This is a genomic window from Stenotrophomonas sp. AG209, assembly GCF_003550055.1.
In the GTDB taxonomy this organism is placed as follows: domain Bacteria; phylum Pseudomonadota; class Gammaproteobacteria; order Xanthomonadales; family Xanthomonadaceae; genus Stenotrophomonas.
Window position 1 is genome coordinate 71,548 of the sequence record NZ_QXDB01000002.1, and the last position, 24,672, is coordinate 96,219.

General features: G+C 67.6%; 22 protein-coding genes. 8 read left to right on the top strand and 14 right to left on the bottom strand.

Annotated elements, in window-relative coordinates:
• Nucleotides 1-64: 64 nt before the first annotated feature.
• Both DFO63_RS12005 and DFO63_RS12010 read right to left on the bottom strand, forming a co-directional pair.
• Nucleotides 65-1,054 carry a sensor domain-containing protein gene (locus DFO63_RS12005; RefSeq protein WP_119007038.1) on the bottom strand — a complete coding sequence of 330 codons (990 nt, stop codon included), beginning with the start codon at nucleotides 1,052-1,054 and terminating at the stop codon, nucleotides 65-67.
• Nucleotides 1,051-1,416, bottom strand: coding sequence for a PadR family transcriptional regulator (locus tag DFO63_RS12010; RefSeq protein ID WP_014036489.1), 366 nt, complete (start codon nucleotides 1,414-1,416; stop codon nucleotides 1,051-1,053). Before DFO63_RS12010 ends, DFO63_RS12005 begins: the two co-directional genes overlap by 4 nt.
• A 136-nt stretch (nucleotides 1,417-1,552) precedes the next feature.
• Between DFO63_RS12010 and DFO63_RS12015 the strand changes: the two genes are divergently transcribed.
• Nucleotides 1,553-2,455 carry a peptidylprolyl isomerase gene (locus DFO63_RS12015; protein WP_119007040.1) on the top strand — a complete coding sequence of 301 codons (903 nt, stop codon included), beginning with the start codon at nucleotides 1,553-1,555 and terminating at the stop codon, nucleotides 2,453-2,455.
• Between the two features lie 577 nt (nucleotides 2,456-3,032).
• Here DFO63_RS12015 and DFO63_RS12020 read toward each other — a convergent pair.
• On the bottom strand, nucleotides 3,033-3,905 hold the full coding sequence (locus tag DFO63_RS12020) for a DMT family transporter (protein WP_032128339.1): 873 nt from the start codon (nucleotides 3,903-3,905) through the stop codon (nucleotides 3,033-3,035).
• A gap of 115 nt (nucleotides 3,906-4,020) precedes the next feature.
• Here DFO63_RS12020 and DFO63_RS12025 point away from each other — a divergent pair, with 115 nt between their 5' ends.
• Nucleotides 4,021-4,965: a LysR substrate-binding domain-containing protein gene (locus tag DFO63_RS12025; RefSeq protein ID WP_101765183.1), complete on the top strand. Its 945-nt coding sequence runs from the start codon at nucleotides 4,021-4,023 to the stop codon at nucleotides 4,963-4,965.
• Between the two features lie 68 nt (nucleotides 4,966-5,033).
• A complete protein-coding gene (locus DFO63_RS12030) occupies nucleotides 5,034-5,327 on the top strand; it encodes a hypothetical protein (RefSeq protein ID WP_005415831.1) in 294 nt (97 codons plus the stop codon).
• 31 nt (nucleotides 5,328-5,358) lie between these two features.
• Here the strand turns inward: DFO63_RS12030 and DFO63_RS12035 are convergent, their stop codons facing one another.
• The gene (locus DFO63_RS12035) at nucleotides 5,359-6,138 is read right to left on the bottom strand and encodes a DUF4349 domain-containing protein (RefSeq protein ID WP_182474421.1); all 780 of its coding nucleotides are present in this window, start codon (nucleotides 6,136-6,138) and stop codon (nucleotides 5,359-5,361) included.
• Nucleotides 6,139-6,170: 32 nt separating this feature from the next.
• Entirely contained in the window at nucleotides 6,171-6,527 is a 357-nt protein-coding gene (locus DFO63_RS12040; RefSeq protein WP_014036484.1) for a GFA family protein, read from the bottom strand.
• A gap of 112 nt (nucleotides 6,528-6,639) precedes the next feature.
• On the opposite strand from DFO63_RS12040, the gene DFO63_RS12045 reads away from it, so the two are divergent.
• A complete protein-coding gene (locus DFO63_RS12045; protein WP_014036483.1) occupies nucleotides 6,640-8,448 on the top strand; it encodes a DUF885 domain-containing protein in 1,809 nt (602 codons plus the stop codon).
• 89 nt (nucleotides 8,449-8,537) lie between these two features.
• On the opposite strand, the gene DFO63_RS12050 is transcribed toward DFO63_RS12045, so the two are convergent.
• The gene (locus DFO63_RS12050; protein WP_049446279.1) at nucleotides 8,538-8,774 is read right to left on the bottom strand and encodes a hypothetical protein; all 237 of its coding nucleotides are present in this window, start codon (nucleotides 8,772-8,774) and stop codon (nucleotides 8,538-8,540) included.
• A gap of 211 nt (nucleotides 8,775-8,985) precedes the next feature.
• Here DFO63_RS12050 and DFO63_RS12055 point away from each other — a divergent pair, with 211 nt between their 5' ends.
• A complete protein-coding gene (locus tag DFO63_RS12055; protein ID WP_119007042.1) occupies nucleotides 8,986-9,984 on the top strand; it encodes a polysaccharide lyase in 999 nt (332 codons plus the stop codon).
• A gap of 9 nt (nucleotides 9,985-9,993) precedes the next feature.
• On the opposite strand, the gene agp is transcribed toward DFO63_RS12055, so the two are convergent.
• The 3 genes from agp to DFO63_RS12070 form a co-directional block, all read right to left on the bottom strand.
• Complete coding sequence (gene agp / locus DFO63_RS12060) at nucleotides 9,994-11,205, bottom strand: bifunctional glucose-1-phosphatase/inositol phosphatase (protein ID WP_119007044.1); 1,212 nt, start codon at nucleotides 11,203-11,205, stop codon at nucleotides 9,994-9,996.
• The gene (gene smrA, locus DFO63_RS12065; RefSeq protein ID WP_119007046.1) at nucleotides 11,202-13,034 is read right to left on the bottom strand and encodes a multidrug efflux ABC transporter SmrA; all 1,833 of its coding nucleotides are present in this window, start codon (nucleotides 13,032-13,034) and stop codon (nucleotides 11,202-11,204) included. Before smrA ends, agp begins: the two co-directional genes overlap by 4 nt.
• 199 nt (nucleotides 13,035-13,233) lie before the next feature.
• Nucleotides 13,234-14,793, bottom strand: a complete 1,560-nt coding sequence (locus tag DFO63_RS12070) for a serine hydrolase (RefSeq protein ID WP_119007049.1) — start codon at nucleotides 14,791-14,793, stop codon at nucleotides 13,234-13,236.
• A gap of 110 nt (nucleotides 14,794-14,903) precedes the next feature.
• On the opposite strand from DFO63_RS12070, the gene DFO63_RS12075 reads away from it, so the two are divergent.
• From DFO63_RS12075 to DFO63_RS12085, 3 genes are read left to right on the top strand one after another with little or no spacing between them, the layout of a single operon-like run.
• Nucleotides 14,904-15,347 carry a VOC family protein gene (locus DFO63_RS12075; protein ID WP_119007051.1) on the top strand — a complete coding sequence of 148 codons (444 nt, stop codon included), beginning with the start codon at nucleotides 14,904-14,906 and terminating at the stop codon, nucleotides 15,345-15,347.
• Nucleotides 15,344-16,174 (top strand): DUF72 domain-containing protein, encoded by an 831-nt coding sequence (locus DFO63_RS12080; RefSeq protein ID WP_119007053.1) that lies wholly within the window; start codon nucleotides 15,344-15,346, stop codon nucleotides 16,172-16,174. Before DFO63_RS12075 ends, DFO63_RS12080 begins: the two co-directional genes overlap by 4 nt.
• Nucleotides 16,175-16,208: 34 nt before the next feature.
• Nucleotides 16,209-17,156 carry a DMT family transporter gene (locus DFO63_RS12085; protein WP_119007055.1) on the top strand — a complete coding sequence of 316 codons (948 nt, stop codon included), beginning with the start codon at nucleotides 16,209-16,211 and terminating at the stop codon, nucleotides 17,154-17,156.
• 45 nt (nucleotides 17,157-17,201) lie between these two features.
• Here the strand turns inward: DFO63_RS12085 and DFO63_RS12090 are convergent, their stop codons facing one another.
• The 5 genes from DFO63_RS12090 to DFO63_RS12110 all read right to left on the bottom strand — a co-directional run bounded on the left by DFO63_RS12090 (nucleotide 17,202) and on the right by DFO63_RS12110 (nucleotide 24,638).
• Nucleotides 17,202-18,362 carry an AAA family ATPase gene (locus DFO63_RS12090; protein WP_119007259.1) on the bottom strand — a complete coding sequence of 387 codons (1,161 nt, stop codon included), beginning with the start codon at nucleotides 18,360-18,362 and terminating at the stop codon, nucleotides 17,202-17,204.
• Nucleotides 18,363-18,478: 116 nt separating this feature from the next.
• A complete protein-coding gene (locus tag DFO63_RS12095) occupies nucleotides 18,479-19,549 on the bottom strand; it encodes a sensor domain-containing diguanylate cyclase (protein WP_119007057.1) in 1,071 nt (356 codons plus the stop codon).
• A 135-nt stretch (nucleotides 19,550-19,684) separates the two neighbouring features.
• Nucleotides 19,685-20,407, bottom strand: coding sequence for a pseudouridine synthase (locus DFO63_RS12100; RefSeq protein ID WP_005408708.1), 723 nt, complete (start codon nucleotides 20,405-20,407; stop codon nucleotides 19,685-19,687).
• A 34-nt stretch (nucleotides 20,408-20,441) separates the two neighbouring features.
• Complete coding sequence (locus DFO63_RS12105; protein ID WP_101765176.1) at nucleotides 20,442-22,106, bottom strand: GGDEF domain-containing protein; 1,665 nt, start codon at nucleotides 22,104-22,106, stop codon at nucleotides 20,442-20,444.
• 108 nt (nucleotides 22,107-22,214) lie between these two features.
• Nucleotides 22,215-24,638, bottom strand: a complete 2,424-nt coding sequence (locus DFO63_RS12110) for an EAL domain-containing protein (protein WP_101765175.1) — start codon at nucleotides 24,636-24,638, stop codon at nucleotides 22,215-22,217.
• Between the last annotated feature and the right edge of the window lie 34 nt (nucleotides 24,639-24,672).

The window sequence follows — 24,672 nt, forward strand, 5'->3', positions numbered from 1 at the left end:
CCCAGCACGATCGGATCCGGGGTCAGAGCCCTGTTCTGCGAACAGGGATCCGACCCCTGACCGCTTACAACCGCACCAGCAGGTTCTTGGCGATCAGCCCATGCAGCTTGCCGATCCCGCGTGCCAGGTGCATCGTCAACAGCAGCAGCAACGCGCCCACGGCGGCAACCACGATCGCTACCAGCGGCGAGGCCGCCATCGGCAGCACGTTCACGCCGTCGACGTAGACGCCCGGAATGTCGCCGCTGAAGATGGCCGCGACCGGTGCCCAGATCAGGCCCAGCGACAGCGACAGCAGCGTCACCGCGATGGTGAAGTAGACCACGCCCAGCGGCAGCATCAGCACGAAGTACAACAGGGTCAGCCAGGTGCGGCCATCGGTGAACATGTCGCCGACGCGCTGCAGCCAGGTGCGGCTGCGGTCGGTATAGCGCGGACGGCGCGGCATGCGTTCGCCCAGCAGCGCTTCCACCAACCGCCCTTCCAGCAACGCCAGCCCGCGCACCGAGCCGAAGAACAGCACAGTCAGCGGAATGCCGATGATCAGGACCAGCAGGCCCAGCGACAGCGACAGACCGGTCACCACCCAGGTGAAGAAGAAAATGCCGGTAGCCAGCGACAGCAGCATGTAGAACAGCGCGCCATAGGTGTGCGGATCAGCCACCACGCCGAAGAAGCGGGCCAGCAGCGAGCGCTGCACCGGCGCCGGTGGTGGCGCGGCCGGCTCGACACCACTGGCTTCGGCCGCCGCACGCAGCACCGGCGCGGTATCTGCACGCGGTGTACGCAGCGCGCGGTTCACTGTCACTTCGGTCTCGCGGTAGATCTCGGCCACTTCATCCGGTGCGCCATAGCTGCCGGCGACGTCGGCGATCACCTCGGCCTCGCTGCGGCCAGGCTGCGCGGCCAGCTCCGAACGCAGGTACTCCTCGGCGTCGTACAGCGCGTCCTGCACCATCGCCGGATCGGCGCCGTCCAGCGCCGCGCGCAGCTGCGCCAGGTACTGCGGAATGGTGGTCGGCAGGGCACGGCCTGCCAGGCTCGGATCGTTCATTGCGGTACCCCCTCCAACACGGAATCGACTGAATCGCGGGTGGCCTGCCAGGCCTGGCGCCACTGCGCCAGCACGTCGCGGCCACGTTCGTTGATGCGGTAGTAGCGCCGCGGCGGCCCGCTGCTGGACGGCTCCACATGGCTTTCCAGCAGGCCGGCGCCCTCCAGGTTGCGCAGCACCGGGTACAGCGCGCTCTGCTTGCCGCTCAGCACGCCCTCGCCCACCCGCTCCAGCTCCTTGGCAATGAGGTAGCCGTACAGCGGCTCGCCAGCCCGGGCCAGCACCGCCAGCAGGGCCAGCGACACCGTCCCGGCGCTGAGCTCTTTCTGGAACTTCTTCAGCTGGACATCGTCCTCGGACATGACCGGCCCTCCACTACGTTGAAGTCCACAGTAGTGCGAAGTTCGGTATAGCGAATGTGTCGTTAGTCATCGTGCCGGTTGGCGTGGCCGGGCCGCTCGCGCAGAATCGAAGCCTCGTTCATGTTCCGGGGTTCCCATGCCGCACCGTCGTCGCCTTGCCCTGACCGCCCTCGCCCTGTCCTGCCTGCTGCCCGCCCTGGCCAGTGCGGCCACGCCCTACCGCAGCCCGCAGCAGATCCTCGACGCGTCGGCGGCCAGCGACTGGCGCACCCCGGACCCGGCCAACCTGCTGTACATGGACCTGCCGGCCGGGCGGGTGATCATCGAGCTGGCGCCGCAGTTCGCCCCGCGCCATGTCGCCAACATCCAGACCTTCGCCCACGAGCACTTCTGGGACGGCACCAGCATCTACCGCTCGCAGGACAACTTCGTGGTGCAGTTCGGTGATGCCGACGCCGATGACGCCGCCAAGGCCAAGCCGTTCGGTAGTGCCGCGCGCAAGCTGCCGGCTGAATTCGAACGCGCCAGCGCCGGCCTGAAGGTCAGCGTGCTGCCCGACCGTGATGGCTGGGCCGCGCAGACCGGTTTCGTCGACGGCTTCCCGGTCGGCCAGGACCCACAGGCCGGCAAGGCCTGGCTGGCGCACTGCTACGGCATGCTCGGTGCCGGCCGCAGCAACGAGGAAGACAGCAGCATCGGCGCCGAACTGTACGTGGTGACCGGCCAGTCGCCGCGCCAGCTGGACCGCAACATCACCCTGGTCGGCCGCGTGCTGAAGGGCATGGAACTGCTCAGTGCAACCCCGCGCGGCCCGGCGCCGATGGGCTTCTACACCGACCCGAAGCTGCGTACGCCGATCGTGTCGATCCGCCGTGCCAGCGACGTGCCGGCGGCCGAGCGCACGCCGATCCAGGTGCTGCTCACCGATTCGAAGACCTTCGCCGATACGGTGGAGGCGCGCCGCAATCGCGTGGATGATTTCTACAAGCGCCCGGCGGGGCATATCGATCTCTGCAATATTCCGGTGCCGGTGCGGTGATGGTTTCCGCACGTCACGCGTGCTGAAGGCGCTTCACCTTTCATGGGCGTCACTTTTCTTTTCGCGCTAAAAGAAAAGTAACCAAAAGAAACGCGCCGCCAGTCGCGAGCCGCCGTGCTTCGCACGTCGGTCCCCTGCGCTTCTCGGTGAATCAGGGGACGGTGCGAGGAAGTCAGCCGACTAACAGTCGGCTCTACAGGACATCGGCGCCTCTTCGCCCCTGATTCCCCTGCGATGCTCGGCTCGCTCAAAGCGGACTGGAAGGTCAAGATCAACCGCAAAAGCATCCACGCATGGCGTGGATCTACTGGGTGCAGCTGTGGCCTTTGATCTGGGTCCGCCTTGAGCGAGCCGAGCACCGCAGGTCCGGCGAGGGCGAAGAGGCGCGGGTGTCTGAGCGCAGCGAGTTCCCGCGCCGTCCCTCGACGGGCCGAGGAGCACAGGGCACCGATGCGTAGCATCGGCTCGCGGCTGGCGGAACGTTTCTTTTGGTTACTTTTCTTTGCGTACAAAGAAAAGTAACGCCCATGAAAGGTGAAGCACCTTCAGCACGCGCCACGCGCAAAACGCCAACGCCTCAGCCCTTCTGACTCACCGCCACGCTACCCAGAATCAACGCACCGGCAATCAGCATCTGCAGCGTCACCGGCTCACCCAGGAACAACCACGCAAACGCCGCGCCGAACAGCGGAATCAGGTAGGTCACCGTGGATGCACGCGAGGGGCCGATACGCCCGATCAGGCGGTAGAACATCAGGAACGCCAGGCCGGTACAGGCCACGCCCAGGGCAATCGCTGCGCCCCAGGCCTTGGCCGGAATCGCCGCCTGCGGCCAGTGGCTCACCGCCATCGGCAGCATCCACAGCGAGGCACACGACAGCGTTGCCGCCGCAGCTGCCGCCGACGGCAGGCCGGTCATGTGCCGCTTCACCAGGTTCACGCCCAGGCCGTACAGCAGCGACGCAGCGGCGCCGGCCAGCACCGCGGTGCCGATGCTCAGGCCCGAGACCTTGGCCGTGGCCAATACCACTACACCGGCAAAGCCGACCAGCAGCGCGCCCGCACGGCGCATGCCGATCTTCTCGCCGAAGAACAGGAAAGCGATCAGCGCGGCGAACAGCACCGTCATCGCATTGCAGATCGCACCGATCGCGGCCGGTGCCTGTTCGGCGGCATAAGCGAACAGCACGAACGGCAGCGCCGAGTTGATCAGGCCGATCGGCGCCAGCCACAGCCAGCGCCGCGGCGGAAACTGTGCGCGGGCGCGCCACAGGAACGGCAGCAGCACCAGCGCGCCCAGCACCAGCCGCACCTCGACCAGCGCGAACGGGCCGAACGACGGCACCGCTACCCGCATGAACAGGAACGAGCAGCCCCAGATGGCGCCCAGCAGGGTCAATTCCAGCGGTGTGCGCCAGTCGCGCTCGGCCGCCTGTGGGACCGCATTCATGCCCTGCCTCCGTCCATCGTCTGTTCCTCGCCAAGGCAGACAGGATCGGGCGCAGACGCCTGCCGCACAAGCGCGTAGTATCGCTGCCAGCCACAAATATGGTTTGAGGCTCGACATGCAGCTACGCCCTTCCCTGCTCCCCGCGCTGGCCGTGTTCGCGGTCGCCGCGCGCCACCAGAACTTCGCCCAGGCCGCCCAGGAGCTGCACCTGACCGCAAGCGCGGTCAGCCATCACGTGCGCCGCCTTGAGGAGGTGCTGGATACCCGGCTGTTCCTGCGCCATGCCCGCGGCGTGCGCCTGACCGCCGAGGGCCGGCAGCTGGCCGACGCCGCCAGCGCTGCCTTCACCGATGTCGCGGCGGTTGCCCACCATCTGCACCCGGATGCGGACAGCGTGCCATTGCGGATCACCACGCTGCGTTCGCTGTCGTACTGCTGGCTGCTGCCGCGGTTGCCGCGTTTCACCCAGGCCCATCCGCACATCCGCATCGAGCTGCATACCGGCAGCGGCCTGGACCGCTACGACGACAACGGGCCGGAAGTCGGCATCCGCTACGGGCTGGGCCAATGGCCGGGCCTGCGTGCGCAGCACCTGATGGACGACTACCTGTTCCCGGTGGCCTCACCGGCGCTGGCCGGGGTCGAAACGCTGGTCGATCCGGCGCGCATCGCCGACCTGCCGCTGCTGACCGACCTTTCGCCACAGGGCTGGCGTGACTGGTTCCGTCATGCCGGCGTGCGCCCGCCCTCGCCGCTGCCGCCGATGCATACCTTCGCCGACAGTACCGATGCGATGCGTGCCGCGGTGTACGGCATGGGCGCGGTGCTGGCACGCACCCACATCGCGCAGCCCTACCTGCAGCGCTACGAGGTGGTGCGCCTGCCCGGCCCGGCGCTGAAAGCGCGCTACGCGTATCACGTGGTGCATGCCGAAGGGCAACCGCCGAGCCACGCCGCGCGCCTGTTCATCGACTGGTTGCTGGAGCAGGCGCAGGACGAACGCACGCCGATTCCCGCGTTGCCGGAAAGCCTGCTCGGGCGCCCGGCCACGCACGGCTGACTGCGCCCTCACCCGTTCTTTGCTTCACGCTGGCTAGGCTGCAGGCAACCCCACACCATATCGACGCCATGGCCATGCTACGACTGCGCATCACCGGAACCGAAGACGACGCCCGCGCGATCAGCGACCTGCTGCTCGGCCTGGATGGCATCGAACATGTCGAGGAAACCGACGACCTGATGCCGCACATGGACGACGACGATTCGAGTTCGGCCGGGCTGTCCGATGACATTGGCCCGGGCATCCACGAACTGGAAGTGGAAGTCGGCAATGAAAGCACCGCGCAGAAGGTGCGCGATGCCGTGCAGGAACTGGCACTGGAGCTGGACGTGTTCGTCGAGTACGAGACCGACGAGGGCTGATGCCGGCGGGTTGCCGGCATCAACCTTCACCTCAGAGGCTGGGCGGCAGCGTGCGGCGGCGGCGACGCCACCATGCCCGCACACCCCAGGCCGCGATCAGGGCTAGCACCGCCACCGGCAGCAGCGCGGCCGCGGCGCGGATCAGGAACGCAATACTGGTGCTGAGGATGCTGCCCGATTCGCTCAGCGCCTCACCGATCTCGCTGCGGCTGCGCTGGCCCGAGGTGGTGTCGAAGTGGATCGTCACCAGCTGGGTATCGATGCGCCGGCGCTGCTGGGCGGCATCCTTGTTGGCCTGCTCGACGCCCGCTTCGATCTCCGACAGGCGCGTGGTGATCGCCATCAGGTCTTCGATCTTCAGGTCCTTGCGGTCCTGGTAGGACAGCAGCCGCGCATGTTCCTTCTCCAGCCGCGCCTTGGTCAGTGCCGTATCGGCCACGGCTTGCGCGAGATCTTCGGCGCGCGTGTTGCGCGACTGCAGCTTTCCACCTTCACCGGCCATCGCGATCAACGGCTCGGCGCCCTTCGGCGCGATGCGCACCTTGACCTCGCCGCTGGGCTGCTCGCCGCTGCGCTGGTCAACCTGCAGCACCGCACAGTCGCCGAACTTCGCACTCTGGCAGGCCTGTGCGATCTGCTGGATGCGCGGTGCGATCTGCGCCGCCTCCAGCTGCACCTGCACGTCATGTTCGTAGGCGAGGAACGCGCCTTCCGGCGACGCGACAGCGGCATCGGCCGCAGTGGCACCGGCCTCTGCCGCGCGCTCGCCGTTCCTGGCGCAGGCCACCAGTGCCAGCAGCAGTACCGGCATCGCTATCACGCGCGTCCACGCGCGCAGCGACCTCACAGAGCGGCCCCGTTGTAGGAGGTCACCGAAAGACCGGCCAGGTCCACCTGCGGCACGCAGCGCACGTTCACCGCCACCATCGGCGTACCGGTGCGCGGGTCGACCGCTTCGCTGTACGGCGCGATGCCGCACTCGCGGCAGTGGTGGTGATCGATGTGCGCCTTGTTGAAATGATAGGTCGCCACGTCCGCCGGATCGGTGGTCAGCTGGAACGCCTCACGCGGCGCGAACCACAGCAGGCTGCCGCGGCGGCGGCACATCGAGCAGTTGCAGTCGATGACGTCGCTGATCGGCGTCCCGGCCTGCACGGTGAATGCGATCCTGCCGCAATGGCAGCTTCCCTGGTATTCCATGTCCTGCGCTCCGCTGGAGAGTCCCTGTCTGCGCCCATGGTAATCCTATGGCACGGGGACAAAGCAGCCCCGGGGGCCTATGCTCTGGGTTTGACCCTGTACAGGAACGCCGATGCGCCCGCATCTCCTTGCCCTCGCCCTGGTCGCCGCCCTGGCCGGTTGCCAGCCGGCCGACGCCCCGACCAACGGTTCCACCCCGGCCGCCAGCCAGCAGGCTGGTGACGCGGCGGTCGATGCCGCCTTCGCCGACCTGTCCAAGCGCGCCCTGGACACCTGGATGCAGCTCTCGCCGGTCAGCGCCACCCAGATCGGTGACCACCGCTACGACAGCGAGCTGGATGACCTGAGTGCCGCCGGCCAGCAGAAGACCGTGGCCGCCTACAAGGCATTGCTGGGCGAGCTGGACAAGATCGAGGTGGCCAAGCTGGGCCGCGAGAACCAGGTGGACGCAGCGATCCTGCGCAACCAGCTGCAGTCGGAAATCTGGAACGCCGAAGTGCTGCAGTCCGGCAAGTGGGACCCGCAGCTGTACAACGGCATCGCTGGCAGCGCGATCTACGGCCTGATGGCCCGTGAGTTCGCGCCGCTGCCGGAGCGCCTGAAGTCGGCCACCGCGCGCATGGAAAAGCTGCCGGCGATCTTCGCCCAGGCCCGCGAGAACCTGGATCCGGCCCGCGTGCCGAAGATCCATGCCGAGACGGTGGCCAAGCAGAACAAGGGCATCCTCAGCATCGTCGATACCTTCATCACCCCACACATCGGTGAACTGCCGCAGGCCGACCAGCAGCGCCTGCAGGCCGCCATCGACGGCCTGAAGAAGGCCGTGGACGAACAGCAGACCTGGCTGGACAAGACCCTGGTGCCGAATGCCAAGGGCGACTTCCGCATCGGTGCGGAAAAGTACGACCAGAAGCTGAAGTTCGCACTGAGCTCCTCGCTGTCGCGCCAGGAGATCGGTGAGCGTGCACGCGCCGAACTCAAGCGCGTGCGCGAAGACATGTACGGCATCGCGCAGACCGTGCTGAAGGACAAGCCGGGTGCGCCGGAAATGCCGGCCCAGCCGACCGACGAGCAGCAGCAGAAGGCGATCGAGGCCGCACTGGAACTGGCCTACGCTGACAAGCCGGCGCGCGACAAGGTGGTCGACGACGCCAAGGCCGCGCTGGAGCAGTCCACCGCGTTCGTGCGCGAGCACGACCTGGTGACCCTGCCCGATGCGCCGGTGGACATCATCCTGATGCCGGAATTCCAGCGTGGCGTGGCCGTGGCCTACTGCGATTCGCCGGGCCCGCTGGACAAGAACCTGAAGACCTTCTACGCCGTGTCGCCGATTCCGGACGACTGGAACGAGAAGCAGGTCGACTCGTTCCTGCGTGAATACAACTCGCGCATGATCCACCTGCTGAGCATCCACGAAGGCACCCCGGGCCACTACCTGGAAGGCTGGCACTCGGCCAAGTTCCCCTCGACCCTGCGTGCGGTGCTGCGTTCGGGCCTGTTCGCCGAAGGCTGGGCGGTCTATACCGAGCGCATGATGCAGGAGCAGGGTTACCTCAACAACGACCCGCTGTTCCACCTGGTGCAGCTGAAGTTCTACCTGCGCACGATCTCCAACGCGATCCTCGACCAGGGCGTGCACGTGGACAACTGGGATCGCGAGAAGGCGATGCACCTGATGACCCACGACGCGTTCCAGCAGGAAAGCGAAGCCGCCGGCAAGTGGGTGCGCGCGCAGCTGACCTCGGCGCAGCTGCCGACCTACTTCGTCGGTGCGCAGGAACACTTCGACACCCGCAAGGCGGTGCAGGAGAAGCTGGGCGACAAGTTCAACCTGAAGGCGTACCACGACCAGGTGCTGTCCTACGGCGCCCCGCCGGTGCGTTTCGCACGCCAGCTGATGCTGGACCAGCCGATCGAGTGATCGGGCGCGGGGCTGAATGCCCCGCGGCTCTGGCAGCATCTCACGGCCCGGGCTTCCCGGGCCGTTCTCGTTTGAAGCACCCAACGGCCTCACATCCGGTGTATGTACAGCTTCCCGGCATGGCTGCGGATATCAAGAAAGTACTTCACCTTGCAGCCCCGGCATGCCGCCGGATGCATTTCATCAAACCCACGTTGGTTCTCCAGCGCGACGGCCAGTATGGGATACCCGCAGTCGAAACAGCAGAATGCAATGTTGTTGCCATGGGGATCGGCGTCGATCTGGTCGCCATAGTGATCCATTACCAGAAAGTCCGTGATTTTCATGGTCGATCTCCAGAGTAGGTGAATCACCCGCAGACTACATCGCAACCCCGCTGCCCAGAAGGGCACGCGTCGCCTACAGCGCAACGCATCCTTCCCGCCACGCTGGAGCCGCTCCGGTCCTGAACCGTTGCACATCGGGCGTGCGTGACCTCACACTTGGCGAACAACTCCGGGCGCATCTTTCGCCGGGTTCCCCCTTCCGCCGGCGTCCATGTCTCTCCCCCTCTTGCGTCTTGCGCTGCTGCCCGCGCTGTTGGCCTGCGCTCCTGCCTACGCTGCCTGCCCGCCGCCACCGGCGGGACAGCCCGACATCCGCGCCCTGGGCTACTACACCGACAAGGCCGGCTCGGTGATCGACCCGGTACTGCACCAGCAGAACAAGGACGCCACCGCGCCGCTGGACCGCTATGCCGCCGATGTGGCGCGCATGAGCGATGACTACCTGCGCACCGGTGACCGGGCGGCGGCGCAATGCACGCTGGCCTGGCTGGGTGCGTGGGCCGACGATGGCGCCATGCTCGGGCAGATGATCCGGGTCTACAACAACCAGTCGTTCTACATGCGGCAGTGGATGCTCGATGCGGTAGCGATGGCCTACCTGAAGGTGCATGACCAGGCTGGTGCCCGGCAGCGCGCGCGCATCGACCCCTGGTTGCAGAAGCTGGCCCGAGCGAATCTGGCGTACTGGGACAATCCGAAACGGCGCCGCAACAACCACTACTACTGGGGCGGCCTGGGTGTGCTGGCTACCGGCCTGGCCACGAGTGACGAGGCCTTGTGGCAGGCCGGCCACGCCGCCTTCCAGAAGGGCATCGATGACATCCAGGACGATGGCAGCCTGCCGCTGGAGATGGCGCGCGGGCAACGTGCCCTGCACTACCACGATTACGCATTGGCGCCGCTGGTGATGATGGCTGAGCTGGCGCGGCTGCGCGGCCAGGACTGGTACGCCAGCAGGGATCACGCCATCGACCGCCTTGCCCGCCGCGTCGTCGAAGGCAGCAAGGACCCTGCATGGTTCAACCAACACACCGGCGTTGCACAGCTGCCCCTGCAGGCCAGCGGCTGGGTCGAGTTCTACCGGTTGCGATCACCGGATGGCGGCCTGTTCGACGCCGCGCATGCACGCGGCCCGTTCCACTCGCCACGGCTGGGCGGCGACCTTACGCTGATGGCCACGCATGGCATCGTGCGCGCGCCGCTGCGTTAGCGGCGAAACTCAGCGCGCTGCTGGATGCAGCAGGCGTTGGAACTCGGCGACGGTGCAGCCCTGCGCCGCGCACCCCGGCACCCGAAGCGCGACGCGGCCCGGCGGCTGCGCGTTGGTCAGCGGCAGCGCATCGCGCAGCTGCGCGGTGGTCGGGTAGACGTAGGCCAGGCGGATCCGTTCCTCGCCGCTGTGGCGGTCACGCCAGCGCTCGAACTGCAGCAGGCCGCCGATCGGCGTCTTCTCGTACTGGCCCGGCAGGCTGTAGTCGCTGATGCCCAACGCCGCCAGCACCGAACCGATGTTGGAATCGTGACCGACCAGCAGGCTCACTTTCGGCGATGCGGGATCTTCCAGCAACGCGTCCACGCGTGCCAGCAACGGTCCGGCCACATCCCGCGCCACCTCGGGCGTTCCGAACAGGATGTCCTGGTAGCGGTTGCGGATCTGCGCCAACGCCTGCCATTGCGCATCTGTGTTCAAGCGGCCCCAACCTTCGCGCGAAATACTGCTTCCCTGGTAATGCTCCATCAACAAGGCATCGACCAGTCCGCTGGCCAGGGCCAGTGATCCGGAGACGCGTGGCTCTTTGCCCGGGGCTGCACTGAAGCAGGTGTCGGCCAGCGCTAGATGGCAGTCGCTGCGCCCCTTGCATGCCGCCGACTGCGGATAGCGGGTGATCGCCTCCACGACGGACAGCGCCGGAGCCAGATCGGATGCGGCCAGCGCCTGCTGCATCGCCGACACCGCACGTGTGCGGAACGCCGCGTCATCGCGGTGGATCACCGGATTGAACAGCGGGTCCATCGTGCCCAGCGGCATGCGCTGCTCGACCGCAACATGACAGCCCGGGAAGGCACCGGCAACAAAGAACTGCGCGGTGGCCTGGGTGCGCTGCAGGCTGTTGGCATGGGCGTGGAAGTCACCCGGCTGCGGGCAATCCGACGGCGGCAGCAGCTGTGCCTGGCGCAGCCACTGGCCGATGTAGCGGCCCATGTAGACCTCCAGCACGCCGCCCTTGGTGGTCAGCTCGCCTGAGGCGACGTCCCAGCCTGGCCAGCGCTCTGGCGTGGCATTGGCCAACGCGCCCGATGCCACCACCGGCGCGCGCAGGTTGTGGCGGCTGAGCAGGACCACCTGCTCGAGCTGGTCGCCTTGCATGGGGACCGGCGCCGCAGTTGCGGCCGTGGTCGCCAGGCTGAGTGCCAACAGCAGCGCAATCATTGATCGGCGGCCACGAAACCACCGGTCTGCCGCGCCCACAACCGTGCGTACAGGCCACCGGCCGCAATCAATTCGGCGTGGCTGCCGGTCTCGACGATGCGCCCCTGGTCCATCACCACCAACCGGTCCATGCGCGCGATGGTCGACAACCGGTGTGCGATCGCGATCACCGTCTTGCCGCCCATCAGCTGGTCGAGGCTGTCCTGGATCGCCGCTTCGACTTCCGAGTCCAGTGCCGAGGTCGCTTCGTCCAGCACCAGGATCGGTGCGTCCTTCAGCAGCACGCGGGCAATGGCGATGCGCTGGCGCTGGCCACCGGACAGCTTCACGCCACGCTCGCCGACATGTGCGTCGTAGCCACGACGCCCCTGCCCGTCCACCAGCGTATCGATGAAGGCTTCGGCACGCGCCTTGGCCACGGCAGCGCGCAACTGCGCATCGGTCGCGTCGGGGCGACCGTACAGCAGGTTGTCGCGGATCGAGCGATGCAGCAGCGAGGTGTCCTGGGTGACCACGCCGATCTGCTGGCGCAGGCTTTCCTGGGTGACGTACGCAATGTCCTGGCCGTCTATCAGGATGCGGCCGCTTTCCAGGTCGTACAGGCGCAGCAGCACGTTGACCAGGGTCGACTTGCCGGCACCGGAAGGACCCACCAGGCCGATCTTCTCGCCGGGCTTCACCACCAGATCGAGGCCTGCGATCACGCCGCCCTTCTTGCCATAGTGGAAGTGGATGTCCTGGAAATGCACGCCACCACGGGTTACCTGCAATGGCACCGCATCCTTGCGGTCCTGCACGGTCAGCGGCTGGGCGATGGTGGTGATGCCATCCTGCACCGTGCCGATGTCCTCGAAGATGCCGTTGATGGTCCACATGATCCAGCCGGACATGTTGTGGATGCGGATCACCAGGCCGGTGGCCAGGGTGATCGCGCCGACGGTGATGTGCCCGCCGTTCCACAGCCACAGCGCCAGCCCGCAGGTACCGGCGATCAGGAAGCCGTTGACGATGGCGATGGTCAGGTCCATGCCGGTGGTCACCCGGGTCTGCGCGCGGTGCTTGACCGCCAGTTCCTGGATCGATTCGGCGACGTAGGCCTGCTCGCGTCCGCCATGGGCGAACAGCTTCAACGTGGGAATGTTGGTGTAGCCATCGACGATGCGGCCCATCGCCTTGGAACGTGCCTCGGACGCGATCCAGGCCCGTTCCTTCGCGCGCGGCACGAAGTAGACCATGATCACCGCATAGGCCAGCAGCCACAGGATCAGCGGCACCATCAGCCGCCAGTCGGCCTGCGCGAACAGGTACAGCGCGGTGCCGGTGTAGACGACGATGTACCAGAGCGAATCGACCATCTGCACCGCCGATTCGCGCAGCGAGGTGCCGGTCTGCATCACCCGGTTGGCGACGCTGCCGGCGAAGTCGTTCTGGAAGAAACTCAGGCTCTGCCGCACCACGTAATTGTGCATCAGCCAGCGCGAGCGGTTGCTCAGGCCGGGCACGATGGCCTGGTTGACCAGCAGGTTGTGCAGGCCGACCAGGATCGGCCGCGCGATGACCGTGATGAACAGCATCCAGCCCAGTTCATTGGCATGGCGCTTGAAGAAATCGGCCCCTGGCTGCTCGGCGACCATGTCGACGATGCGGCCCAGGTAATCGAACATCGCCACTTCCACCAGCGCCAGCAGCAGGCCAGCGATCAGGGTCGCCAGCAGCACCGGCCACACCGGGCGCAGGTAATGCAGGTAGAACGGCAGCACCTTGCGCGGTGGCATGCGCCCATCCAAGGGCGGGAACACCGGGATCAGGGATTCAAACCAACGGAACATCGCACTCCCTCGCCTCTTGCAAGCGGCGAAGTATCCCACGCCGGATGTGTACGCCAGCCGATGATCGCCGCGGCTCCGGTAGTGCCGGCCGCTGGCCGGCACCCTTGCGACGCATCCGGGGATCATGAGGTTGCCGGCCAGCGGCCGGCACTACCCATCGGATTCGTCAAACGTCAGCGCCGGGCCACGCCCGGCGGCGTCATTTCACCGGGGTGAACAGCAGGTCCTGGAAATCGAAGCTGAAATCGGTCAGGTCGGAGATCGACTGCATGCGCACCTCGCTCACCTTGCCGTCCGGGTCCAGGCTGAAGTTCACGAACGCATCGGCGTTGAGCGAACGGTCGTCCCAGCGCACGATGAAGGTGTCGTGCTGCCAGTGCTCCAGCCGGCCTTTCAGCTGCGCGGTCTTCATGAAGCGCAGGCGCAGGCCCCTGCCCTCGGCACTGATCTGCATGTCGCCATACCAGCGGTCGCGGAACGTGCCGGTGTAGCCGGCCAGCGGCAGCGACGGCGTGCTGCCCTTGTCGCGCGCGCCCTGGTGCTTGGCCCAGGCCTCGTCGGCCTTGTCCTGGCCCTTGGCCACGGCCTTGGCATAGGCGTCCACCCAGTCGTGCTTCTCGCCGCCCAGATAGGCATCAAGCACGCTCAGGGTGATCGCGTTGAACGCCGCACCCACTTCCTGGTTGGTCAGCACGACCACGCCCAGCTTCTCGCCCGGCACCAGGGTCAGCCGCGAAACCATGCCCGGCCAGCCACCGGTGTGCCAGACCAGCTTCTGCCCGCGGTAGTCGCTCAGGCTCCAGCCTTCGCCGTAGCCGGCAAAGTTGGCCCGCGCCGGCGCCAGCTCCGGCACGCTCGGCGCCGGGATCGACTGCGGGGTGATCATGCGCCACATCTGCTGCTGGCTCTTCTCGCTGAACAGCGCAGTGCCGTCGGCCAGCTTGCCCTCGGCCAGCTGCACCTGCATCCAGCGTGCCATGTCGTGCGCACTGGAATAGATGCCACCGGCGCCGGCATTGTTCGACCAGGTCAACGGCGCGACGGTGCGCAGGTCCTTGAAATCGTACTTGGCGTGACCGACCGCCGCCTTGTCGCCCGGCTTCAGGTGGTCGGCGTTGTAGCGCGTACCGGCCATGCCCACCTTGTCGAAGATGCGGGTCTGCAGGAACTGCTGGTAGCTCATGCCGGAGACGTGCTCGATCACCTGCTGGGCGACCGCGTACAGGATGTTGTCGTAGGCGTAGCTCTCGCGGAAGCCGCCTTTCAACGGCACTTTGCCCAGCCGCTGTACCACTTCGGCGTTGCTGTAGGAGGTGGTCGGCCAGAACAGCAGGTCACCGGCGCCCAGGCTCAGGCCGCTGCGATGCGACAGCAGGTCACGAATGGTCATCTGCCCGGTCACGAACGGATCGGACATGCGGAACGACGGCAGGTGGTCGATCACCTTGTCGTCCATCTTCAGCTTGCCGTCCTCGGCCAGCAGGTTCAGCGAGGTGGCGGTGAACGCCTTGGTATTGGAGGCGATCGCGAACAGCGTGTCGGCCTGCACCGGCTCCGGCTTGCCCTGCTCGCGCACGCCCCAGCCGCGCTCCAGCACCACTTGGCCATCCTTGACCACGGCCACGGCGATGCCGGGCACGTCGAACTGCGCGCGCACGCGCTCGACGGTCGCATCCAGGTCATGCAGCGGCGGCGGGGTCGCCGCGCTCGCCATGGTCGTGCACGCCAGCAGCACGGCACCTCCGATCCAGGTTTTCATCCAGCACCATCTCCGAACAGGGGTAGCGGCCGTGTGCAGGCCATCACCGGGGTTTCGCGGGATGGTAACGGTCCGCGGCGCACCCTGCCCTGTGCCATAGGAGGGGTGTCATGGGCGAGAACGGCCAACCCAGCAGCGGCTCCACCATCATTCCGTGCCTGCGCTACCGCGACGCGCAGGCCGCCATCGACTGGCTGCAGCGCGCCTTCGGCTTCCATGCCCAGGCCGTGTACGCCGATGGCGATACGGTCTTCCATGCGCAGCTCACCTTCGGCCACGGCATGATCATGCTCGGTTCGGTCAACAAGGAAAGCGAATGGAACCAGCATGCAGTGATGCCTGACGAGGTCGGCGGACGACAGACCCAGAGCGCCTGCGTGATCGTCAGCGATGCCGATGCGCACTATGCCCGGGCCAAGGCTGCCGGCGCGCGCATCGTCATCGACATCGCCGACCAGGACTACGGCGGCCGTGGCTACGCCTGCGCCGACCCGGAAGGCTACCTGTGGTGGTTCGGCAGCTACGATCCGTGGCGCGCGGACCACGGCCAATGACCCCAGCTGCCGGCCAGGCGGCCATCCGCTGCGGCATCGGCGGCTGGGTGTTTCCCGAATGGCGCGGCGGTGTGTTCTATCCAGCAGGCCTGCCGCAGCGCGAGGAACTGGCCCATGCCAGCCGCGCCCTGCGCTGCATCGAGATCAACGGCACGTTCTACCGCACGCCCACTGCGGCCCAGTGCGCGCAATGGGCTGCACAGACACCCGGCGGTTTCCGCTTCTCGTTGAAGGCGCCGCGCTACCTGGTGCAGCGCCACGACCTGTCCAGCACCGTGGAGGCTGCCACGCCGTTCCTGCAGGCGGCACTCGCGCTCGGTGACCGGCTCGGCCCGTTGCTGTGGCAGTTCGATCCGCACCATCCGGCCGACGCCGATGCATTGGACGCGCTGATGGCGCAGCTGCCGAAGCAGCTGGAGGGGGTGCCGCTGCAACACGCGCTGGAGGTGCGCAACGCCCAGGCGCATGGCCCGGCGCTGGTCGCTGCCGCGCGCCGACACGGCGTGGCGCTGGTGATCGAGGACAGCGACGAGGCGCCCCTGCATGGTGATGTCAGTGCCGGCTTCGTCTACGCGCGGATCAAGCGCAGCCAGGCCCGCTTGAACGAAGGCCTGCCAGCGCCGCTGCAGCAGCGTTGGGCCGAACGTGCCCTGCGCTGGTCACGCGGCGAGCCGGTGGATGACCTGCCCTGCCTGGCCGGCCCGGCCCCGGAAACCCCGCGCGAGGTCTACCTGCTGTGCATCGGCGCAGGCAAGGCGCGCAACCCGGCGGCGGCGATGGCCCTGCAGCGGCGGGTGGACGCCCCCCGCAATTCCTCACGCGGATAGCGCTGCGGTCATCGCCTTGCCTCACAATAGGCGGATGAGCACACCCGACACCCGCAAAGCGCTGTGGCAGATCCATTTCTGTGTCCTGCTGTGGGGCGTCACCGCCATCCTCGGCAAGCTGATCACCCTGCCCGCGCTGCCGCTGGTGTGGTGGCGCATGCTGCTGGTAACGGCGATGCTGGCCCTGCTGCCGCGGGTCTGGCGCGGACTGCGTACGCTGCCGCTGCGGCTGGTGGCCGGTTATGCCGGCATCGGCGCCCTGGTCGCCCTGCACTGGCTGACGTTCTATGGTGCGGTGAAGCTGGCCAATGCCTCGGTGGCCGCCACCTGCATCGCGCTGGCGCCGGTGTTCACCTCGATCATCGAACCCTGGGTGGCCAAGCGGCCATTCCAGCTGCGTGAACTGGCGTTCGGCCTGGCCGTGCTGCCGGGCGTGGCACTGGTGGTCGGTGGCGTGCCCGATGGCATGCGCCTGGGCGTGTTGATCGGCGCGATCTCGGCACTGCTGGTGGCGGTGTTCGGCTCACTCAACAAGCGCATGGTCAGCCACGCCGATCCGCTCACGGTCACCGCGCTGGAGCTGGGTGCCGGCACCCTCACCCTGACGCTGCTGGCGCCGCTGATGCCCTACCTGCTGCCAGCGCTGGCCAGCCCACTGTGGGTGGTCCCGAATCTGCACGACGGCATCCTGCTGCTGGTGCTGGCCGGGTTCTGCACGCTGCTGCCGTTCGCCCTGGCCCTGGTCGCACTGCGCCACCTGAGCGCCTACACAGTGCAACTGGTGACCAACCTGGAGCCGGTCTATGCGGTGGTGCTGGCGGTGGTGCTGCTGCGCGAGCAGCACGAAGTCACCCCGTGGTTCTACCTGGGCGTCGCGATCATCGTCGGCGCCGTATTCCTGCATCCGCTGCTGAACCGCCGCAAGCCGGTGCAGCACCCGGAGATCCTCGGTGCGGCCGAGGCGCGCAACATCGCCGATTGAGTGCATCCACGCATGGCGTGGATCTACCGGGCGTGGATGGCCGTATCAACGCTGCGGCCAGTGCCATGCCGGGGCATCCAGCAGGCCCTGCCCGCTCAGCAACGTGCGGCCCTGTTCCTTGTGCAGGTGCAGCGAATGACAGCCGGGCGCCTGCTCCAGTGCTGCGATCAGGCGGCTGGCATGTGACACCACCCAGACCTGGCTGCGCGCACTGGCCGCGATGATCAGCCGTGCCAGCGCCGGCAACAGGTCCGGGTGCAGGCTGGTCTCCGGCTCGTTGAGCACCAGCAGCGGCGGCGGACGCGGCGTGTGCAGCGCGGCAGCAAGCAGCAGGAAGCGCAGCGTGCCGTCGGACAGTTCGGCCATCGACAACGGCCGCAGCAGCCCGGGCTGGTGGAAACGCAGCGCCAACCGGCCATCCAGTTCCTCGAAGCCGACCGAGGCGCCCGGGAACGCATCGTCGACGCTGCGTGCCAACGCAACCGGGTCACCGATCTCGAGGATGGTGACCCAGGCCGCGGCCAGATCCCGGCCGTCGTGATGCAGTACCGGCGTGCGCGTGGCCATCGCCGGCTGCCGCGCCGGTGCATCGGCATCGCTGCGGAAATGATCGTAGAAGCGCCAACGGCGGATGTACTCGCGCAGGCCAATGGTTTCCGGCATGCGCTGCGGATCACCGACCTGGGTGAACAGGCTGTCGAACAGCGACAACCGGTCATCCACGAGATCCCAGCCGCGCGCATGGCGTTGCCGCACCATCGCCCCACGGCGGTCGACCAGCAGGTTGGCGCTGCGCAGGAACGGGCCCGCCCAGATCGCTTCGGCCTTGATCTGCGGGTCCAATGCGAAGGCCGATCGGCTGGGCGGCGGGTAGCCCAGATCGATGGCGTAGCCGAATTCGTCAGTGGTGAAGCCCAGCTTCAATCCCACCGATTCCTGGCGTGGGCCGCCCTGCAGGGGGATCTCGCCGACAGCAACCCGACGGTCCATTTTTTCCGGGCCCGCCCACAGCGCCGAACCCAGCCCGCCTTCGCGGGCCAGCACCGCCGCGACGCCACCCTGCGCGGTCTCGGCCAGCAGGCGCAGCGCGCGGTACAGGCTGGACTTGCCACTGCCGTTGTCACCGGTCACCACATTCAACTGCTGCAGCGGCAATACCAGCCCGTGCAGCGAGCGATAGTGGGCGATGGCCAGGGTCTGCAGCATGGTCGGTGTCCGTGGGAACAGGGAGGTCATGCTGCCCGGTTCTGATCGCAGGTGCTGCGACGCGATGTGAATCGGGAACAGCATCCACGCATGGCGTGGATCTACCCGGGGGTGCTTCAGCCCGCCCGTTCCACCCGGTTGCGGCCATTGCCCTTGGCCCGGTACAGCGCCTTGTCGGCACGTGCCAGCGTGTCATCCACGCTTTCACCAGGCTGGTGCTGGGCCACACCAACACTGATCGTGACCGGGAATCCCAGCGGCAGGTCAGCCACCGCCAGGCGCAGGAACTCGCACTGCAGTTCGGCGGTGTGCAGGTCGGTAGCCGGCATCACCGCCACGAATTCCTCGCCACCATAGCGCGCGGCCATGCCGCGACCGGCGAAATGGGAACGCAGCAGCACGCCCAGTTCGGCCAGCACGCGGTCGCCGGTGGCGTGGCCCTGGAAATCGTTGATGTGCTTGAAATGGTCGATGTCCAGCAGTGCGACGCAGGCCACACCGGGCTGGTCTCCGTTCACCGCCACCGCCTCTTCCAGCGCCGCCGCCATCGCACGGCGGTTCGGCAGGCCGGTCAACGCATCGGTGCGGCTCTGCTCGGCCAGGTCCGCATTCTGCGCCAGCAGCACGTCCTGGTACTCCGACAGCAGGCGCTCGTAGTCATCGCGCTCCAGCATGTGCTTCTGGATGTCGAGCGCGAAACGGCGCAGTTCCATCACCAGCATCACCTGCCGCGACAGCGCCGCCAGCGCTTCGGCCTTGTCGCTGGCCAGGTGCTGTGGCTGCGCATCGAATACGCACAGCGTGCCCAGCGGCAGGCCATCTGAACTGATCAGTGGCGCGCCCGCATAGAAGCGGATGTGCGGGTCGCCCACCACCACCGGGTTGTCGTGGAAGCGGATGTCCTGCAGCGCATCCTCGACCACCATGACCTGCTGCGGTTGCAGGATCGCGTGGCCGCACATCGATTCGCTGCGCAGGTTTTCTGCCGCATCGATGCCCTGGATCGACTTGAACCATTGCCGCTCGACATCGATCAGGGTCACCGCCGCCATCGAGGTGCCGCAGACCGCCTTGGCGATCACCACCAGGTCGTCGAAGGATTTTTCACGCTCCGAATCGAGGATCCGGTAGCGGTACAGCGCCTCAAGCCGAAGGGCTTCATTGGCAGGCTTGTCGGGCTTGATCATGCAGCGTCACGTTCCGGCAGGTCACCGCGAAGTCTAGCCGATGCCGGCGCGCAATCCGCACAACGGGCAGTGCCGGCCGCTGGCCGGCATCCCGGGTCCATCGCACGCCCATTGCAGCCGGCCAGCGGCCGGCACTTACCAGTCCAGCTGCTTCGGCAGCAGGCCCTGCAGCTCCTGCTCGGTCAGGTTGCGCCACTGGCCCGGCTTCAACGCACCGATCTTGATGTTGTCGATGCGCACGCGGCGCAGCTGGGTCACCCGATAGCCGAACTCGGCCGCCATCAGGCGGATCTGCCGGTTCAGGCCCTGCTGCAGGGTGATGCGGAAACCGAACTTGGCGATGCGCGAGGTCTTGCACGGCAGCGTCATCTGGTCGTGGATGCGGACGCCACGGGCCATGCCACGCAGGAACTCGTCGGTGACCGGCTTGTTCACCGCTACCAGGTACTCCTTCTGGTGGCCGTTCTCGGCACGCAGGATCTGGTTGACGATGTCGCCGTTGCTGGTCATCAGGATCAGGCCTTCGGATTCCTTGTCCAGGCGCCCGATCGGGAAGATGCGCTGTTCATGGCCGACGAAGTCGACGATGTTGCCCTTGACCGACGTCTCGGTCGTGCAGGTGACGCCGACCGGCTTGTTCAGCGCGATGTAGACGTGGCGGCGGGCGCCGGGCTTGCGGGCCACGCGCGCGCGCAGCGGCTGGCCGTCGACCAGCACCTGGTCTTCCTCGCCCACCACCGCGCCGGTGCCGGCCGGATGGCCGTTGACGGTGACCCGGCGGGCGGCGATCAGGCGATCGGCCTCGCGGCGGGAGCAGAAGCCGGTGTCGGCGATATGTTTGTTGAGTCGGGTGGTCATCGCCCTATTATCCGGCATCGCCGCCCGCAGCGCTTCATGCCAGGCCGGGGGGATCGAGCTCTTCGCCGTCGAATACCCGGTTGCGGCCGGCACGCTTGGCCACGTACATGGCGTGGTCGGCCCGGCGCAACAGCGCAGCCAGGTCGTCCTCGCCCGGCCGCCACTGCGCCAGGCCGATGCTGGCGGTCACTTCCAGGCCGGGTACCTGCAGCACCCGGCCTGCTTCGGTGATGTGCTGGCGCAGGCGATCCAGGCGTGCCGACGCCGCCTCGCGCGGCATGCCCGGCATCAGCAGCAGGAACTCCTCGCCGCCCATCCGCACCACCTGGTCCTGGCTGCGGACCGCAGCGCGCAATGCACGTGCCACCGCCACCAGCACCTGGTCGCCCACGGCGTGGCCATGGCGGTCATTGATGTCCTTGAACAGGTCGATGTCGAGGAAGCCGATCACCAGCGGACCGCGCTCGCGATCGACCCGTTCCAGATGCCGGGCCAGCTGCTGCAGCCCGGCACGGCGGTTGGGCAGGCCGGTCAGGCCATCGGTCTCGGCCAGCTGGCGCAGTTCATCGCGCTGCTGTCGCAGGCGACCCAGCCGCTGGTTCAGCGCATAGGCGGCCATCATCAGCAGCCAGGTCACCGACAGCTGCAGTGCCTCCACGCGGTACTCCAGCAACCACGTAGCGCGGCAGGCATCGGCCAGGATCAACACCAGCATCGGTGCCAGCGCTGCCAGCCCCGCCTGCGCCCAGCGGTCACCGCGCAGCCGTGCCCATACCCCGACCATCAATGCCAGGCCACAGCCCAGCAGGTAGGAGACCTGCAGGCCCTGCGCCACCCAGGCCAGGCTGTTCCACTGCAGCCAGGGCACCCATGCGGCCAGCGCCAGCAATCCCCACAGCGCCAGCAGCTGCACCGGGCGCGATCGCGGCAGCAGGCGGTCGCCACCGTTCAGACGCCACAGTGCCGGCAGCACCAATGCCTGCGACGCCGCGGTCAACGACAGCAGCCACCAGGCACCGCGCTCGCCCACCGGCAGCCACGGCTCCGGGTAGCCGCTGAGGCCACCGAGGATGGCCTGCCACAGCACCAGCACGGCGGTACCGGCGATGTAGACCAGGAAGCTGCGGTCGCGGGTGGTGAGGAAGGCCATCAGGGCCGACAACGCCAGCGCGATCGCCACGGCGATGCAGGCCGCGCGCACCAGCAGACGGGCGGTATCGTTCTGCTGCACGGGACTGGGCGCCCCCAGCCGCAGGGTCGGTACCCAGCGCGCCTTCAGCGGCGTCTGCCATGACACCAGGAACGGTTCATGGCTGCCCGCCGGCGGCACCGCGACCAGGCCGATGCCTGCGCGGAACCGGGAATCACGGGTACGGGCATCGTGCATGTTGCCGCAGATTTCGCGATCACCGTGCTGCACGCGCACTTCGCCGGCAAACACATTGAACACGTCCAGGGCCTGCGGCTGGCCCGACCAGCCGCCCGCTGGCGCCGACACCTGTACCTGTTGCCGTGGCCCCGCCAGCATCTCCGGCGTGCATGCGCGATGCGGGGTGGGTTCATTGGTGGCCGCACCGACCAGCAGGTAATCACGCCCGGCTTCGGCTACGGCCGCCGAAAGCGGCCACGGCGTTGCCAACCACACCAGCAGCACGACCAGCACCACCCCTGTTCCGTACTGCCACTGCCTGCCGCCCACGCCACGCCCTGTTCCTGCTTACGCCCGCGCCCACTGCGCGTCGCCCCTGCCGGCATTATCGCAGCCGCGGCGGCAGCGCACGTGTAGACCAAAGTCGCCGACGGGCATTCAGCCAGCGGCGGGCGGACCTTTCACCGCCACCAGGCGCACCGGCCGCAGATCGGCCAGGGTCATCCGCTCCAGCGGTTGCGGCCGCTCGACCGCGTAGCCCTGCAGGCCCTGCACCCCGAGCCGGGTCAGCGCGGCGGCGACGTCGGCGGTCTCCACCCATTCGGCCACCACCTCCATCTGCAGCTCGCGCCCCAGTTCAGTGATCGCGCGCACGGTGGCGTGGCTGACCGGATCGGTATCCATGTCACGCACGAAGGCCCCGTCGATCTTCAGGATGTCGGCCGGCAGCTGGCGCAGGTAGCCGAACGAGGACAGCCCGGAGCCGAAATCGTCCAACGCCATCCGGCAGCCACGCGCCTTCACCGCATCGATGAAGGCACGCGCCTGGCTGAGGTTGCTGATCGCAGCGGTCTCGGTGATTTCGAAGCACAGCTTGGAGGCCACTGCGCGGTTGCGCTCCAGCAGGTCGCAGACGAAGGCGAGGAAGCCCGGCTCGGCGATCGACTGCGCCGAGACGTTGACGTTGCACAGGCCCAGCTGCCGGACGTGTGCCGGGCACACCTGCAGATGCCGGAACAGCAGGCCGAGCACGTGCCGGTCCAGCGCCACGGCCATGCCATAGCGCTCCACCGCCGGCATGAACTGGCCCGGCAGGTGCAGGCTGCCATCGCTGCCACGCATGCGCACCAGCACCTCATAGTGCAGGTACGCGGGATCGCCGACGCGGGCGATGCGCTGCGCATACAGCACCATGCGGTTCTCGGCCATGGCCAGGCTGACGCCCTGCAGGCGTTCGGCTTCCAGGCGCCGTTCCTCCAGCGCCATGCGGTTCTCGTTGAAGCAGTGCACGCGGTTGCGGCCGGCCTGCTTGGCCGCATAGCACGCGCTGTCAGCGGCGCTCATCAGCCAGTTCACATCCGGTGCCTCGGCGCTGACCTCGACCACGCCGATGCTGCAGCTCAGCTGCGGGCTGCCCTCGCTGACCGGGAACGTCGCCTGGCCCAGGTTGCGGATCACCCGCTGCAGCACGCGCTTGGCCTCGTCCTGCCCGGCATGGGCAAGGAACACCGCGAACTCGTCCGCGCCCAGCCGTCCCACCCAGTCGCCATCGCGCACCGCCGCCACCAGATAGTCGGCGAAGCTGCGCAGCATCTGGTCGCCGGCGGCGTGGCCGAAGCTGTCGTTGACCAGCTTGAAATGGTCCAGGTTGATGTAGCACAGCGCGTGCGTGCCGCCCTCGCTGCGCACCTGCAGCAGCGCGCGCTCCAGCAGCCGCTCGATCTCGCGGCGGTTGATCAGGCCGGTCAGCGGATCATGGCTGGCGTGGTGTTCGATCTCGCGCGCCAGTGCATGGTTCTGGCTGACGTCCTCGATGATCGCGAACACCGACAGGCCACCGCCGGTGCTGCGCACGCCGGTGCCGCTCCAGCGGCCCCAGACCAGGCTGCCATCGCGACGGCGGAAGCGCAGTTCGCTCGGCCGCAGCTGGCGGTCCCAATCGATGCGCCCCACCCCATCGATGACCAGTTCACCGTCCATCAGCAGGTCGCCCAGTGACAGCTGCAGCAGCATGTCACGACGGTGATCGAGGATATCGGCCATCGCCTGGTTGGCCTCGACCACCTTGCCTTCGGTATCGAGCTTGAGCATGCCGACGTTGGCCTGGTAGAACGCAGCGCGGAAACGGCTCTCGTGTTCGGTCAGGTCCTTGCCGACGCGACGCGCCAGCGCGACCGCCATCAGGCTGATCGCCAGCACCGACAGGCCCGCAACCATCAACGTGGCCAGCCTCACCAGCGTCGCCATCCGCAGCAGCGCCTGCGAGAACGCCTGGCTCTGCACCTGCATCCGCCGATCAAGGTCACCCAGTTGCTGCAGGTAGCGGTCACGCGCGGCGGTCGGCACCGGGCCACTGTCGTGCCGCAGCTGCAACTCATCGATCAGGCGCTGCACCGCCATCAGGTCGCCGTCGGTCTTCCGCCACAGCGCGGTTGCTTCGCGGAAGGCACCGATATCGCGCGCATAGCGGAACGAGAACACCAGGCGCGGGATATCGGCGCGCGCGTTGCCGCCCTGCAGGAAGCCCTGCCTGGCCTTGGCTTCGTCCGGCTCGGCCTGTTCCAGCGCCAACCGCGCCTGCAGATCGCCCAATGGCACCTGCAGGGCCTGGCGTGCGTCGTCCAGGTCCTGGGCATCCCCCCGCGCCAGATAGCGGCTGAGTGCGGCGGTCGCATCCTGCTGACCACGCGACCAGTAGCCCTGGCCGGCGATCCAGGCGGTGGAGGCCGCCTGCAGTTCCTGGATCAATGCGGACAGTGCGACCAATCCAATCGCCATGCCCGTCAACAACGCAAATCGCAGTCCCAGGCCGCGGGTCATCGGTACCCGCCGGCTCTGTTGGTCCGTGCCACTCCTACCCATCCCGGATCCCCCCGAATGTGCTGCGGTGACAACC